Annotated in this window: 13 protein-coding genes; all 13 read right to left on the bottom strand. The window is 40.6% G+C overall.

The genetic code is table 11. The annotated features are described in order from the left end of the window. Positions 1–5: 5 nt before the first annotated feature. The 13 genes from BM398_RS07310 to BM398_RS07250 all read right to left on the bottom strand — a co-directional run bounded on the left by BM398_RS07310 (position 6) and on the right by BM398_RS07250 (position 15574). On the bottom strand, positions 6–3290 hold the full coding sequence (locus BM398_RS07310; protein WP_092337078.1) for a glycoside hydrolase family 25 protein: 3285 nt from the start codon (positions 3288–3290) through the stop codon (positions 6–8). A 183-nt stretch (positions 3291–3473) separates the two neighbouring features. Further along, a complete protein-coding gene (locus BM398_RS07305; RefSeq protein WP_026655786.1) occupies positions 3474–3830 on the bottom strand; it encodes a multidrug ABC transporter in 357 nt (118 codons plus the stop codon). Further along, on the bottom strand, positions 3823–4188 hold the full coding sequence (locus BM398_RS07300) for a transporter (protein ID WP_092337077.1): 366 nt from the start codon (positions 4186–4188) through the stop codon (positions 3823–3825). The genes BM398_RS07305 and BM398_RS07300 overlap by 8 nt, the downstream gene beginning before the upstream one ends. After that, entirely contained in the window at positions 4185–5738 is a 1554-nt protein-coding gene (locus BM398_RS07295) for a hypothetical protein (protein WP_092337076.1), read from the bottom strand. Before BM398_RS07295 ends, BM398_RS07300 begins: the two co-directional genes overlap by 4 nt. Before the next feature lie 7 nt (positions 5739–5745). After that, positions 5746–7212 carry a DUF6056 family protein gene (locus tag BM398_RS07290; protein WP_139233793.1) on the bottom strand — a complete coding sequence of 489 codons (1467 nt, stop codon included), beginning with the start codon at positions 7210–7212 and terminating at the stop codon, positions 5746–5748. 16 nt (positions 7213–7228) lie between these two features. Next, complete coding sequence (locus tag BM398_RS07285; RefSeq protein WP_092337074.1) at positions 7229–8299, bottom strand: hypothetical protein; 1071 nt, start codon at positions 8297–8299, stop codon at positions 7229–7231. Positions 8300–8367: 68 nt separating this feature from the next. Then, positions 8368–9828, bottom strand: coding sequence for an MBOAT family O-acyltransferase (locus BM398_RS07280; RefSeq protein ID WP_092337073.1), 1461 nt, complete (start codon positions 9826–9828; stop codon positions 8368–8370). A gap of 1 nt (position 9829) precedes the next feature. Next, on the bottom strand, positions 9830–10543 hold the full coding sequence (locus BM398_RS07275) for an IspD/TarI family cytidylyltransferase (RefSeq protein WP_092337072.1): 714 nt from the start codon (positions 10541–10543) through the stop codon (positions 9830–9832). Positions 10544–10545: 2 nt separating this feature from the next. Then, the gene (locus tag BM398_RS07270) at positions 10546–11424 is read right to left on the bottom strand and encodes a LicD family protein (RefSeq protein WP_092337071.1); all 879 of its coding nucleotides are present in this window, start codon (positions 11422–11424) and stop codon (positions 10546–10548) included. Between the two features lie 13 nt (positions 11425–11437). Further along, on the bottom strand, positions 11438–12316 hold the full coding sequence (locus BM398_RS07265; RefSeq protein WP_092337070.1) for a hypothetical protein: 879 nt from the start codon (positions 12314–12316) through the stop codon (positions 11438–11440). Position 12317: 1 nt separating this feature from the next. Continuing rightward, the gene (locus BM398_RS07260; protein ID WP_092337069.1) at positions 12318–13412 is read right to left on the bottom strand and encodes a DUF6077 domain-containing protein; all 1095 of its coding nucleotides are present in this window, start codon (positions 13410–13412) and stop codon (positions 12318–12320) included. Between the two features lie 61 nt (positions 13413–13473). Continuing rightward, positions 13474–14094: a uridine kinase gene (udk, locus tag BM398_RS07255; RefSeq protein WP_092337068.1), complete on the bottom strand. Its 621-nt coding sequence runs from the start codon at positions 14092–14094 to the stop codon at positions 13474–13476. Beyond that, the gene (locus BM398_RS07250) at positions 14084–15574 is read right to left on the bottom strand and encodes an SGNH/GDSL hydrolase family protein (RefSeq protein WP_092337067.1); all 1491 of its coding nucleotides are present in this window, start codon (positions 15572–15574) and stop codon (positions 14084–14086) included. The genes udk and BM398_RS07250 overlap by 11 nt, the downstream gene beginning before the upstream one ends. Positions 15575–15603 lie beyond the last annotated feature (29 nt).

The following is a 15603-nucleotide window of genomic DNA, read 5'->3' as shown; positions in this document are numbered from 1 at the left end:
ATTTATTATCTGTACAAAATGTTAAGGTCAACATTTCCGGAAATACCGGACACTTTACCCTTTGATGTATGCTGCCACATATCAAATCTTGTAGCGTTATATGTAGGATTTGCAGCATACTGCGCAAGCCAGATCTTGTAGTTTGTAATCTGATTGGTATTGATCTTGCTTGTAAACCATGTCTTGTTTGCGTATACACCGGCCTTGTATCCCGCATTCTGGATTGTTCCGCAAAATGCCTTGATGTTGGCAGTTCTCTGCTCAGCACTGATAGTATCGCCTCGACCGTTACTTCCCTCTACATCAAGATATACAGGGAACGAAAGTCCATATCCCTTACAAAGCTCTATTACCATTGAAGCTTCTTCAACAGCTTCCGCTTCGTTTACAGCCTGTGTAAAGAAATAAACACCAACCTTAAGTCCTGCTGCCTGAGCACCCTTAATATTAGTTCTGAAAGTAGGATCCTCGATAAGTGCACCCTGAGATGAACCTCTGTAACCGCATCTGATGATAGCGAATTCGATTCCTTCGTTTCTTACAGCCTTCCAGTCTATAGATCCGTTCCACTTACTTACATCGATTCCTCTTGCTCCCGCAGAAGTTGTAAGGACGCCGTCGCTTCCAAATACGTACTCAACGCCCTGAATAACCTGCTTACCTGTTACGTACTCACAGTTCTTGTTGTAGTAATAGGTCTTTCCGTTTATTGTCTGCCAGCCTTTGTATTTGAAGTTGCCCTCTCCCTTGTCCTTAAGGAAGAAATTCTCTTTGTTATAGTAATCGGCATATGTTGCCTCTCTGAAACCACCTTCTGAGCTCTTTACATAAACCTGCTCACCATCACGAGTCTTAAGAAGCGCCTTCTTATCTACTACCGTTACCTCAATATCAAATGCATTATAACCTGTTGCTGTATATGTAACAGTTGTCTTTCCGGCTTTCTTACCCTGAAGTTCTGTTCCTGAAACGCCTACGATAGAAGCGTCTTTAGCTTTTCCTGAGAATCCCGGATAATCATTTGCATTTATTCCGATATTTGTCTTCTCGTCCTGCACAAGTGTAATCTTCTTGAACTTGATAGGAAGATCTCCTGCTTTCTTTGCATTAACAGTTACAGTGATATATTCGGTCTGATAATTCTCTGCTGTAACAGTCAGCTTGGCTGTTCCTTTAGCTATAGCTGAAATTGTATTGCCGCTGCATGATACGCATCCTGTATTGTCAGAAGTAATCTGAATCGCCAATCCGGATACTTTTGTTTCTATAGCCTTTTTATCACCTTCAGTAAGTGTTATCGCTGTCTCTTTTACAGGAACCTTGCCGTTTTTCTCAAGAAGTGCCTTCTTATCGGCTTCCTGCTTAAGCCTTGAAGCCTCTGCTGCCGCTGCTTCCTCTTGCTCTTTCTTAAGTCTTGATGCTTCTGCTGCCGCTGCTTCTTCTTTCTCTTTCTTAAGTCTTGACGCTTCTGCTGCCGCAGCCTCTTCATCTGCCTTTTTTTTCGCAGCCGCTTCTTCATCAGCTTTCTTTTTTGCTTCCTCTGCTGCCTTTTTTGCAGCTTCTTCATCTTCGCTTTTCTTCTTTGAATCTTCGTTCGGATTATTCAAATCTTCCCCAGACTTTAATGTATCATCTTTGTTTGATTCATCGTCCTTTTGGGAAGTATTGTTTGTTTCCGCTTCACCGTTTGTCTTAAGGTCTCCAGTGGCGTTATTCTCTCTAGCACGCGCAACCGTCCTAAAGTTAGTGAAGTCAATTATCGATGACTGTGACATAGGATCAGCAATGCTGTTTTTATCAATTTCCTTATATGTACCGTTTTTATCGGCAGCCGATCCGTCTGCGGGAATCTTCTCACTCTCAACATACTCAACAGTATCTTTGAGTGTTGATTCCACAACGTTCTTTACGGCTGTATCTTCTTTTGCAACGTTGATCTGTGATTCTTTCTTAACCTCGTTGCTGACATCAACCGGCTTCATCTCTACCTTATCTTTTACAGTTACAGACTTTGTAGATGTATCAAGGCTGTACTGTGAATACTCGGCAGGAAGTGCATTCGGTGTAACCTTATAAGTTCCGGCTTTCATTTCCTTTTTATAGATGATACCGTCTTTGTCGTCATCCTCGTAATCAACTTTAGATCCGTCGGGATTTTCGACAGTTACCTTAAAGGGAACTTTTGCAACGAGCTTTTTATTGCTTCCGATAAACTTTATCTTAAGGTCGCTCTTGATAGAAGAAACACTGAAGCTAACTTTTCCGCCTGTAACTTCTTCCTCTACCTTCTCTTCTACTACTTCTTCAACCTTTTCTTCTTTTGCTTCATCAATGATATTTGCGGTCATCTGCTTTGCTTTTTCAGCATCGGCAACCGCAACAAGTCCGCTCTGTCCAACAATCTGAACATCGCTCATAGTCGATCCGACATCTGCAAAAGCACTGATTTCATGACTTCTGCCAAGTGCTTTTGTATAGAAAACTCCTGTCGCGATCGCACCACCAAGAATCACAACAGCAACAACTGCTGCAGTTCTTTCTACCGCACTCGGACTCTTTCTTGTCTTTCCGGATCTACGTGCACCCTTTTTAGATGCTTTATGTCCACGGCTGTATTCTTCGTTGTCATATCTGTCGTCATATCCGCCGTCATACTCATAATCACTGTCGCAATATCTTGTGTCATACTCATTATCGCCATTAAATGCGCTTGCAAGATCTGCACTCTTAAACTGGCGATCATCTTCCGCATAGTCGCGATCGTCATCCGCATAATCTCTGTCATAATCGGAATCATCATACTTTTCATCGATCATGCGCTCATACCCGCGAACTTCATCGTCATAACTACGGGCATTATTTGAATAATAGCGATCATCATCCGCATATCCGTGGCCGTAATCATCTCCGTTTTCGTAGTCACGATCATCATCGGCGTAATCCCTATCATAATCTTCTTTTTCACATCTTCTGTCGTAGTCATAGCCTGCATCACTATATTTGCGGCTATCTACGTAATCTTTATTATCTTCATAATCACGGTCGTAATCGTAATCATCATAATCGCGTCCAACTTTGTAATCGCGATTATCATCAAAAACCTCATACTCCCTGTCATAGCGACGATCATCATACCCACGATCATCTACATAATCATCATATCCGTCGTACTCACGATCGTCACGAACATCTCTGTCGTATTCTTCTCTATATTCCCTGTTGTCTCGTTTTTTTCTGCCTTTAGAAGTCTTGCGGCCGACAAATAATCCGCGCTTAGTTATCTTTTTCATATACACTCCTCGTACGATTGATCAATTAACGTAACTAAATATATCCTCCCTCGATAACCCCCTATACCATATATAGCATTTTAACATTTTCGAAATACAATAACAACTTTTTGTTATCATTCGGATTTTTTATTTCTATATATCGTATATCGCAGATTCACGCCCCCAATCTGCATATTCATTTTACATAGGTTTATTTAGAAAAAAGACTGCTATCCCACATATAATGAGACTCATCCCCACAATCTTTCTCTTTGATATCTTCTCCTTAAAAACAATCCTCGACAAGATCAATACAAAAACATAGCTTATGGGCTCCATAACTACGGTTCCCATATATCCAAGTTTTTCTTTATTATAGCCAAAGACTACCGTAATGACCATTGACACCATAAGTAGCGAATATCCGCCTATAACAAGGCAGTTAAGATACTCCCTTATGGCCGACGGATAGCTCTTTTTCGAACTCATTTTCAAAAAGATCTGTGAAGAGGATGCTATAAGCTCAGCCAAAAGCATCATTAAAAAATACTTATACACTTTCCGCTTCCTCCTCCGATGAACTGTTCATAACTATAACTCCGGCAATAACAATAAGAACGCCGATTACCATCCCCGGTGTAATATTCTCTGAGAAAATAACAAAATTCCAGAGCATTGACCACATCAATGTTACAGCCTTATTGGAATAAGCTATAGAAAGCTGAAATTTCTTAATGACCTGCTGCCATATAACGGCATAAATTGCCAAAACAACAAATTCAAGTGCAAAAAAGCCGATCCATCCGAGAGATAATGTCGGATATTCGGAAGCGCATTTTGCTGCAACAGTTGAAAGCGAATAGACAATAACTGCTCCCTGCAACTGCAAAATAGCGGCTATACTGTTCTTTTTCATTCTTCCGATTTCCCTTCTTCTCCCGATCCGCTTTCCGTATCCACAATATTCTTATAGACTTCCGCAAAATGCTCCGCTATATGTTTGTTGCATTCGACATTTACATGAATATTGTCAACGAGAAGATCCTTACTGTTCTCCTCTGATATATCTCCGTTATAATTGTCGACAACACTTACACCTGGATTCTCAGCCTCTGAACATACCGTCATCATTCCGAGATAGTACTGGAAAAGATCGCCGTTTCCAAGTTCCAGCTTATCTCCCGCAACTACATTTCCGTCCTTGTCAAAGCCGTAACAGAAAGTAACGGTCATACCGATGATCCTCATATAAGGAAACTTTTCCTGAATCTTCTTGATTCCGGTAGCAAGCGCTCCATTATATGTAACTTCATCAAACTGATTGTCCGGGTTTCTACCTATCCTTCCCTTAAGAAGATCCTGCGCATTGTAGTAGATAACCAGAGTATCAACCTTATCCATATCAACATCTTCAAGTGTTTTTATACTGTCTTCAAACATTGAAGAATTATCAACAGAACTTGTCGCCTCGTGAAGCTTGGAATAATCTCCGCTTGTGATCGCATCTATTACGTTCGGGAAACAGAAAGCATCAAGTGGGTCGCTACCGTTTGCCGAACGAGCAACAGTAGTCTCAGGAAATCCCGCAGCTATGCATTTTGCGCCTGAAGCCTTTTCAATCTGAGCGGCAATTCCTGTATCGCCCAAATCGTGAGTTATAGCATCGTTTCCGACCATAAGAATTGTCTCTTCACCGTCGTTCTTATGTGCTGCCTTCTGCTCTTCAGACAAATAGGTAATAAAATCCTGAACCTCGGCCGCAATATTTTTCTCATCCGACTCCTTCAGTTCCATACTGCTGTGATCCCATTTCACGATCTGCAAAACAAAATACAAGACAATAGCTACAATTACACCTAATACAATAAAGTGAGCCCAACGCGGAATCTTGCCTTTTTTCTCGTAGTCTCCGTCGTCATCATCCTCGGAGTATCCTCTCTTGCCGCTTCTCCTTGCGCTCCTGCTATCCTCATAATACTCTTCATCGTCATAATCATCCCTGTAACGTCCGGATCGATTACCCTTACGTCTGCTGCCTTTGTAATCTCTCATATACTCGTCCTCCTGCCCGTCATCCTCGTAGTCTTCAAAAAACTCATCATCATGATCTTCATCTTCGTAGTCTGCAGGATAATCGTCTTCATATTCTTCATAATCGTCGGAACGACCTCTTTTTCCCGACGATCTTACATTCTCTTTATCAAAATCATAGAAGTCATCCTTGAAGTCGTCTTCATAGCCTTCTTCAAAGCCCTCTGAGTAATCATCCTCATAGTCATCCCTATAGCCGTCGTCTTCATAATCATCTCTGTAATCGCCATCATATCCGGCTTCATCTTCATAGTCGTCGGCGTCTCTGAAGTCATCATCGTTTTCAAATTCTTCCATACTGTCTCCTGCGAGGATATCAAAATCATCATCGCTGTATATATCAAAATCTTCTCTTTTATTTCTCTTATTTCTCATTACTGCATCATTCCTCTCTTATATTGGATATAGAGCTCAATCCGTATACCTTTGCCACATCACTGTTGATCCTGCTGTCCGGATCGTCAAGCAAAAAGAAGGAATAAAAATCCCCGATAGTTTCAGGATTTGTCGGGGCATCAACTTTAACATCCTTGCCTTTCATATTAGCAAAGCTGTCTGTAAGTTTCTTTGTCTCAACATAATTTTTTTGAAGTTCACCACTATAAAGCTTCTTGTTAAGCATAACAACGCTATACTTTCCGGGTGAAAAAGGTGTCGCTATAAAGCACACGAAAATAATTGCATAAAGAACCGCAAGAACGGACATCTTCTTATGTCCTTTCAAAGCTCTTCCCATTAACCATCCGATAAACAATGCCAGATTATCAAATGCGGCAGTCGTAGCCATCACTGTGATAAAAAAGCATCCGTTCGGAATCTGCTCCATGCCATATCCCATTACCTGCGCAAAAGCCGTTACCACCGGAGAAGCAAAAAACATAACTCCGACCACTATCCAAGCTGCCTTACAAAGCTTTATCCTGTCATAGATAAGATATCCGACAACCATAAGGCTGATAACAAGAACAAGATAATTCCTGTTAAAAAAAAGCCACCTTACCACATACTTATAATGCTCTGCCGCATAACCAATTCCGGCTTTTACATCAACTGCGCCGCTGTTTTCAATTCCATGTCCCGTCAAATTCCCCGGCGCGATCATATTTATAACCGCTCCTGCAAGACATGTAATAAATACTATCATATTATCTTTTTCAAGTCTTCTTCTCTTAATCGCAAAATAGATAATAGTACACAAAAGAAAATACACAAATATCCCCGTTATTGCAAGGGATGCTCCGACCGTCGCCGCTCCGAGTATTGCCGCAAAAAAAAGTGGCTCTCTTCCTGTCAGCGCAACTTCCTTGTTAAGGTTATAAATGATAAAAAGACCGATCGACGTAAGTCCAAATGAAATAGGAACCCCATACGCACAGGCTCCGGAAAACCAGTAAAACACTTCCCTGAACGAATCATACGCCGTAAGCGGAAACACAACGATCACGATCACAAATAATACAACATGCACGCCAACATCCGCAGTTTTCTTCATTATGACACAAGTCAAAAATATAACCGCCGCAAATACAAGCACCGCATTGATCACCATAGTGCCCCTCATTGCGGAAAAGCCGCCGTAGATTATGGGATTAAAAAACGAACCGATAAATGAAGTAAAATATGCGCCCTGTTCATGTCCGTATGCCTCATGCGTAAACTTACACGCAGAAACTATACGATTAAAGAATCCATCGACTCCGATTCCCGATCCCGCGTACCAATAATCATCCGACACCGGCACAACAAACATGGCTACTCTTACGATTGTCCCTACCAAAAACGCGATAATCGGAACCGATACGATCACCATTCCCCAATTTAATACTCTTTGCGTTCTCTCGTGTTTCATATACCCGCGATCTTTCTTACCATTTCCTCGAAAAAAGGTCTGCATAATCAAAGTCTGCAACCATTTTTCTAACAGTTAACAACCCCTTATCCATTTCCTCAACGGATTTAATTTCATATTTTCCATCCTTAAAGCATTCTACCATAAATTTGTTAATTGCGGGTTTATAATGTGAATAATCCGCATAATTACTAAGATTCAGGGTCTCCTCCATAGTCTGGAAATAAAACACCCTCGCATTTTTATACCCAAGAAGCCTCTCGGCGACATATCTGTATTGCTCCATCGTCGCCTCAAATGTATTCTCGCGCTTCACATTGTTCCAATACAGGATACTGTAAGGGGGGAAAAAGAAATAAAACTCCGTATCGGGATTTGCCTCCACAAAAGGAAGAATATTCCTTGAAAGATTTACTTCCGTTCTCTCGATAAGCCCATCTTTTTCAGTTTCCACAGGATTTATCTCAGGCTGCTCGTAATTGTGCATAACCCACTGAATATTGTAATACTCAGGTGTCCACCAGCTAAAATAGATTTCCGAAAAATCCGAACCTTTTCCCTGGATAGCGGGACGAAAAATATATTCAAATAATACATCCTTGTTTATGAGATATTTTACATCATTAATGACACTCTTGTCATATAAATACATCGGAAGCGGATACTTTGTTTCATCCGGATCTGCCGTCATAGTCGGAATATCTACGGCAAAGTACACCTGCTTTACAGGCTTTTTCTTCCTCGCATAGGTATTTTTATCAAACACGAAAGAAAGGATATTGTAGTCGTCCCTAGGATACGCCCCGCTGTAACTAAGTTTTACGGTATCGGTTCCAAGGATATCTTTAAAATCATCCGTGTCAAAATTAACTGTCATGGACGATCCTATGATACATCCGTCATATGCCATATTCCTCGCCATTCCGGGATTCTGACTAAGCTGATTGTCAACAATATACGGAAATCCCGCAACAGGAGTATGGAAATGAAAAAAAGGATCCACATACACCACGATTGCCCCACAGATGATAAACACAGCAATAACCATACTTATTAAGATGAAAAAGTACTTTTTATAGCTTTTCATAATTTTCTCCGCCCCCGTGCCGCCTGTTCATCCGGCCGGCACAAATGTATTATCAAATTGAAAATACATTAAAAATTCATATAAAGAAATGTACTTACACCCGAAAAACTGATTATGCTCCAGACCAAAAGCACCGCAGTAAGTACCGTCGTGCCAAAATTTATCTTGCACTCCTTAGAATATGAGACAGCGTTTTTTCCAAAAAAGATAATCACACTGCCCGCAATAAGAAAAAGCCAAAGACAAAGATCCCACGCAATGCTTAACTTCATAAGCGGAGTCATCTTTATCACATACCATATCTCATCGAGATTAAATCCATCGGCAAACGTGCTGTAAAAAGGCCTTATTCCGCCGACAACCATCCTCTCAAAAAGAAGAATAGCATCAGATATGCTACCCGCCCTAAAGAACACCCATGCAGCAGTTACATAAACAAAGGTAAAAAGAGTTCCACAAATTTTCTTACCTGCTGCGATAATCCGGTTTTCCTCACTCTTTTCCGATATCTTTTTCGCTCTTTTCACCATCCTTGTAATGATACTCAGAACGCCATGCATGATTCCCCAGACAACAAATGTGCTTCCGTTTCCATGCCAGATTCCGCTGAGCAAAAATATGAAAAAGATATTCAGATACGTCCTAAGCTGCCCTTTTCTGCTACCTCCGAGAGGTATATATACGTATTTGGTAAAAAACTTAGTGAGTGTGATATGCCATCTGTCCCAGAAATCACCTATATCAACAGCCTTATAAGGTGAATTGAAATTAAGCGAAAGCTCAAATCCCATCATCATACAGACAGATGCCGCAATATCGCAGTAACCGCTAAAATCAAAATACAACTGGAAAGAAAAAAACACAGCGGTAAGTATCGCCTCCATCCTTCCAAGATTGGGAATCGCAGAAAATCCGTACTCGACAGCCTTTGCAAAAGTATCCGCAAGGATTACCTTCTTAAACAATCCCATGGATAAAAGAAGCAATCCACGCATCAGTTTTTCCCAATCCATATCATCTTTATAAGCTTTTTTTAGCCCATCGTTAAATGCCGCAAAGCCCATCAAAGGCCCTTGCAGAATCTTTGGGAAAAACAAAATATAGATGAGATAGTCCATCAGATCATGTTCTTTGATCTCACCGCGATAAAAATCAACAATATAGGAAATCTGATTGAATGTGTAGAAACTGATTGCAACAGGAAAGAACATTCCAGCGTAAACAACGCTGTACTTAAAGAAAAACAATATCGCAATATTTACCGCTACGCCTGCGATCATCCAGATCTTCGTGTTCTTCTTTAACCTGATGCAATTTATGACATTTATGTTGAGGAAGATACTCATACATAAAATAACTGTGTTTTTAATCTCAAAAAGACTATAGAAAATAAGAGAGCCCAGAATCATCAATATATTCAAAAGGCTTTCTTTTTTCTTATAATCTTTGATTTTTGTCCTTATCAGAAAATACGCCGCAAGAAATATCGGCAGAAATAAAAGCATGAACTCATATGAATTAAAAAGCATTTTACTTCAACCATTCACTCCTTTTGCTCATGAGGAGCGCCTTAAAGATGTCAATATCGTCTACTGTCGTGAGTTTTATATTTTTCTCAGAGCCCTGTGAAAAATATACTTTCCTGCCAAGTTCTGTCATAAGCGTACAAGATGCGACAGAATTTGTTATCCCTTTTGAAAGAGCTTCTCTGTGAAGATCACAGATCTCTCCGAGCCTGAATCCCTGCGGAGTCTGAGTTCTCTTAAGGTTGTCTCTTGGGTATGTCTTATCAGACATTTCGCCATCCGTTGTGGTAAGCATAGCTTCCGCACAGGGAATAGCCGTGATGGCATTTCCGTACTGCTTTGTCTTCATGATGCAGTCGGATATGATCTCCGCAGAAACCATAGGTCTTATCGCGTCGTGGATAAGCACTATCGAATCGGCTTCAAAGTTTTTCTCAAGTTCATACACACCGTTTCGTATGGAACCCTGTCCGTTCTCTCCGCCCGGAACGACGTGCTCAAGTTTTGAAATATTGAACTGGCGGGCATAAGCCATAAGCATCTGCTCCCAACCTTCAACACACACTACGGCGATAGAATCAATCTCGGGATGATTCTGAAACGCCTCAAGCGTATATACAATAACAGGCTTCTCATTTACCGTAAGAAACTGCTTGGGAATGTCCTGCTTCATTCTGGCTCCCGTACCGCCGGCAATTATAAGTGCTATTGTTTTCATAATTATAGGTCCTCGTTTTTCTTTATAACATTAACGTGCATTGGAACTCTTTTATCCTCAGGCGGAAGACTCATGTAGTCCTTGTAAGTCTTCTTAAGCCACTTGTCGTGGTTCTTCGGAATAGGGAATTCCTTGCCCCTTATCATGGCTGTATCAGGTCCGTATATAAGGTGATCCGCATCAAAATCAAGTCCCCAGTATCTTGGATCGGGCTGCTCATTTGAGATGAAAAGAGTTGTCTCATCTCCCGAGCCCTTCTCATTACCCGGCGCTCTCTTTGCAAGTCCTCCGAGTGTCTGAAGCTTAATATATTTATATGCTATAACCTTAAATGGTATGCACTTTCCGACAGTTGTAAGAAGATAGGAAACAATCTTCATCACGCCCTTAAACTTCGAATAATCGACATAAGGTCTGTGCCCCATGGCAAGTGCATAGAGAAGCTTCATCCTGATAAGCTGCCACTTGTGATTATCCGCCTCTTTATCAAATACAAAAAGGTCGAGCGTAGGATGAGAATACCTGTGATCGTAGAAATCTTCCGCTCCAAAAGCTGTCTCCTCATAAGTAAGATCGTAATCCGCAATCTTGGTTATAAAATCAAAAAACTGAGGATATCTCTCAAATCTAAGAAGTTTAAATCTCTTATCCGCCTCTTTTTCATATACGTCAAGAAATCTCTCGTAATCTTCACGCAAAAAGAGAATGTCCACATCGTCATCCCACGGAATAAAATCCTGATGTCTTACAGCACCAAGGAACGTGCCTCCGTGAAGATAATACTGTATATTATGTTTTTTACATATTCTGTCAACCTCCGATAGCATTGCAAAATCCGACTCATGCACCCTGTCGAGGTATTGTTGTACTTCTTTATCCATTTAATATATTTCCTTAGTTCTTCTCTGCTGCTTTCTTTTCCTCAAGCGCTTTAACTACAACAGGATCTTCATAAACATAAAACTTACCGACTTTATCAACAACCTTCAGCCCGAATGTCGTAAGATCCTTACTCAGCTTCCTTTTCTCGGTATCCTCGGGCATAATGACATATCGGCACTCATCATTTCTTGTAGCATCGACAAGTGCTTTGGCATCCACTATTTCAACGCCTTCCGGTGTTACCTCAACATTTTTCATTGCATCATACACAGGATCCCAATACATACCTTTGGCTTCGCCTTCAATAATATCCGCTCCGTAAGGCATAAGGATATGCGTATCATACTGTCTCACAAACCATGTAAGTTCTTCGGGAAACGCCGCTCTGGGATTGTCTTCTCCCTCAGCCGGCTTGATCAGCTCACATATATCAATAACGTCCTGCTTAATATGATAAATATTCTCCGCCTTGTACATGAATTCGTTAGTATATACAAGCTTACCGGTAAGCATTATCACAATAACCACAGCGACCATTACAGCTCTTCTTATCGCGTCGCTCTTCATTTTCATCATGACCAAACATGCAGCATATGCAATAACGATATACATAGGTATCAGCCATAATATCCTGTAATATGTTTCAGGACTGTCCGGATCAATATGGCCGACATATATTTTCCTTGTGATCGGTAAAAGAAATCCCACGATCATAACCAGTGGCATTATTCCGAAGAGTATCTTTTTAACTTTATCTTTTTCCTTGACTATAATAAAGATAACAGAAGCAAGGAAAACGGCCATGTTCAGATAAGCTCTTATATCAGTTGCCGATTCTCCGCCAAAATACCGCCTGAGCGCGACAAAACACTCCATAAATATTCCGAACATATTATGCCCCACCTCCCATCAAAAAATATATCGCTATATAGATGAGATTTGGAACAACCGACAAAAATGCTCCTATAAGCACAGTCCATCTCTTTGATACATATAACAAAACAAGTGTAAGGATTGCAATAAGTCCGCACCCAAACGCAACTCCAAGTTCTGTACAGATACATGAAAGCACATTTACAAGAGCAAGCATTATCCACCATGTCGCAGTATGCTTAAGCTTTTCTTTAGTTCCTGTCGTCTCGCTTACTTTTGATGCATCTTCAAACATAAGCAGAAACATCCAAGCAATCATCGGAAGAACAAGATTGGAAAAAACAGCCTTACCCTGCCAGCTTCTCATCAAAAGAAATGTCGCAGGAGTACTGAGTGATACATTTCCAAACATAAAAAGAACATTTATAAATATCATAAACACGGGAAGGATTTCTTTTTTCTCCTTAAAAAGAATCTTTCCTATCCGATAATACACGTAATAAACAAGCGGTAACACAAAGAGCGGCATTACTGCATGTGACACTATCGTAGCATGTACGGATGAGCTCTTGGCTATAAAAGCTATCCACATCGTAATGGCAGCAAGTACATTTCGAACTTTAAGATCTATAGGTCCTCCGACATTGGGATCAACCCTGTTCATAGATCCCCATTGCTGCGCTATAAGAGAATTTGTCACATATTCGGCATCGTCCCCATTAAACGGAGCATACGCAAAGTTCATTACCAGCTGAAAAAGTACAAGTGCTATAAAGATTCCATAATAAATCTTGGTCTCCGTCTTAAGATCACAAGCAATCTTACGTGTAAACATTGCCTTGTTAAATCTGAAAGCACCTCCGATCGCAAGAAGTGAAACTATCACTACATAGAGTTGCCTGCAATGCGTAAATGACTCATAAACATAATTGATTATGCAGGGAATCGCGATTACTTCAAATATAGCAATGTAAATAAGAAATCCAAGAACAAAGGTTATCCCTACCGTCTTTTTTTCCTCAGGTAATATAAAGTTAAAAAGCTGTCCGATAAGATATGGCACTATTAACATCCAATAGATCAGGCGCACTACGGACCATGCAACCATTAACATATGTCATTCTCCTAAAGCAATTTTCTTATACTTAAAGCCGCATCACAGCAAACCATGCTTATCATATGACAAGCATGCTCTTTATGTGCTGCTGCAAAATATTGATTCCCGTGAGGTTTTCGCCACCTCTGGGAATAATAATATCTGCATATTTTTTACTGGGTTCGATGAACTGCTCATGCATAGGCTTAACCGTATCTGCGTACTGATTAAGTATCGACTCTATACTCCTTGCACGCTCGACCATATCACGCCTTATTCTTCGCATAAGTCTTTCATCAGCATCCGTATCAACGAAAACCTTGATATCCATAAGGTCTCTTAATTCTTTATTTTCAAGAACCAGGATTCCCTCAAGAATTATAACATTCTTGGGAACAATGTGTACTGTGGCATCTGCCCTGTTATGAACAGAAAAATCATAAACGGGAATATCAACTTCCTCGTTATTCTTAAGTTTTTTTACATCCTCGATCATCATCTGTGTATCAAATGAATCCGGATGATCGTAGTTAAGCTTGGACCTGTCCTCATACGAAAGGTCGTTGTGCGCTTTATAATATGAATCATGGTTGATGACAACAATATCATCTCCAAAATTCTCTTTTATCTTTCTTACTATTGTCGTCTTGCCCGAAGCGGTACCACCCGCAATTCCGACAATACAGATCTTACCTTGCATATCTTCCTCCTTTTGAAGTGTAATACTCCTGTTCCACCACTTCTCCGGTCTCTTTATCATATATTATTATCTGAATATCGGCACTCGCATGAGCGTCGTCATACAGATAGTTTGTATCCTGGTCGTCCGCCTCATAGAAAAGTCTGAAATCCTGCTCAACAGGCTGATAATACATATGTCCCATCGCTGTCTCAACATTCTCAAGATTCCCGTCGCCTGAAGCCTCATATGTCTTGCCCGTCTTTGGATCCTTGATAAGTATATACGGTCCCGACGTAGTCTTTATCATATTTGAATCCGCCAATCCACTGATGACATGTTCCATTGATTTATCCGTAAAGACCTGTGAACCTTCATTACAGTAGAAAACAAAGCCATACTCTTCAAGAGACAAAAGGCTTAACTTGGAAATAAGATTGCTCTCATCAATCGTATCATCTCTTATCGAATCATAGAAATTATCGCTCTTCTCATCCCAGTACGCATATGCCTCGTCGCCCCTGTGATCTACAAGCTTTGAATTGCTCTTAAGCCACTTTCCTATCGCTTTGGTCGTCTTTGTAGATCCGACAGCGTTCAGATGGCCGTGATCGTTTAAGTCTGAATATATATCGATAACATCCGAGTTAAGCATATTAAGATAAGGCACATTGTAGGCTTTTGCTATCGCTCCCGCTGAATTTGCGGCAATAATATCTTTATACTCAGGATTAAATGGATCGAAAGTCACAAGCACTCCGATGTTTCTCTTCTTACACTCTTCAATGATAGCCTCAAGATAGCGCTCTCCAACCGTTTCCTCGGGAAGAACTTCTCCCTTTTCAGGTTCCTTACAGAAAGTAAAAGAAGTCTCAACATCATATCTCATCTCTGCGCCGAACAATTCGTTCTTGGACTCATCTCCGAATACCGACTTAAAATCATCCTCGGAAATATATTCCCACCTGTTGTGATAAACAAGGAAATTAAAAAGAAATTCCCTTCTGATCGATTTATCCTGTATTAAATCGTTTACCGCCTCAACTTTGAGGTCGTTAAACGGCCACACGTCCATATTTAGGTGAAGCTGCTCAATAGAAGTATTTACTTCATCCTCATCGGGATTAGTCTCCCTGTCATCAAGATAACGATAGTTCTTCTCAAGCATATAGGCATCAACAACAACCCACTTCGGAGTTGTATACTGAAGTGCCTCTCTAAGTTCCCAATATGTCGATTGAAGGAGCGAACCGTGTCCTCCCATATTGTAAGAAGTATAACCGTACTCATTATAAAGAACCGTAGGGTTTATAGCATTTATTACGTGTGACGAGCCGATAAAAAGAACGTCTATCTGATCTTTTTTAGCCATTTCAAAGAAATCGGCATACTTATACAAGCTGTCTTTTCTCTCCAAAACTATCGTCGTTGCATATAAAATAATACCCACGGTTATAGTAAAAAATATGCACTTTAAAGCTATGTTTATCTTTCTTTTCATAAATTCATGCCCTTGTCAGTGCCTTCAGC

The organism is Butyrivibrio sp. M55 (assembly GCF_900116865.1).
Lineage (GTDB): Bacteria > Bacillota > Clostridia > Lachnospirales > Lachnospiraceae > Butyrivibrio.
Note: the sequence above shows the minus strand (reverse complement) of the source record. Positions and strands in the feature narration are given on the sequence as shown.

Excerpts from the sequence above, each read along its gene's own strand:
- BM398_RS07310 (WP_092337078.1), bottom strand. The coding sequence starts at position 3,290 with ATGAAAAAGATAACTAAGCGCGGATTATTTGTCGGCCGCAAGACTTCT.
- BM398_RS07300 (WP_092337077.1), bottom strand. The coding sequence starts at position 4,188 with ATGAAAAAGAACAGTATAGCCGCTATTTTGCAGTTGCAGGGAGCAGTT.
- BM398_RS07295 (WP_092337076.1), bottom strand. The coding sequence starts at position 5,738 with ATGAGAAATAAGAGAAATAAAAGAGAAGATTTTGATATATACAGCGAT.
- BM398_RS07290 (WP_139233793.1), bottom strand. The coding sequence starts at position 7,212 with ATGAAACACGAGAGAACGCAAAGAGTATTAAATTGGGGAATGGTGATC.
- BM398_RS07285 (WP_092337074.1), bottom strand. The coding sequence starts at position 8,299 with ATGAAAAGCTATAAAAAGTACTTTTTCATCTTAATAAGTATGGTTATT.
- BM398_RS07280 (WP_092337073.1), bottom strand. The coding sequence starts at position 9,828 with ATGCTTTTTAATTCATATGAGTTCATGCTTTTATTTCTGCCGATATTT.
- BM398_RS07275 (WP_092337072.1), bottom strand. The coding sequence starts at position 10,543 with ATGAAAACAATAGCACTTATAATTGCCGGCGGTACGGGAGCCAGAATG.
- BM398_RS07270 (WP_092337071.1), bottom strand. The coding sequence starts at position 11,424 with ATGGATAAAGAAGTACAACAATACCTCGACAGGGTGCATGAGTCGGAT.
- BM398_RS07265 (WP_092337070.1), bottom strand. The coding sequence starts at position 12,316 with ATGTTCGGAATATTTATGGAGTGTTTTGTCGCGCTCAGGCGGTATTTT.
- BM398_RS07260 (WP_092337069.1), bottom strand. The coding sequence starts at position 13,412 with ATGTTAATGGTTGCATGGTCCGTAGTGCGCCTGATCTATTGGATGTTA.
- udk (WP_092337068.1), bottom strand. The coding sequence starts at position 14,094 with ATGCAAGGTAAGATCTGTATTGTCGGAATTGCGGGTGGTACCGCTTCG.
- BM398_RS07250 (WP_092337067.1), bottom strand. The coding sequence starts at position 15,574 with ATGAAAAGAAAGATAAACATAGCTTTAAAGTGCATATTTTTTACTATA.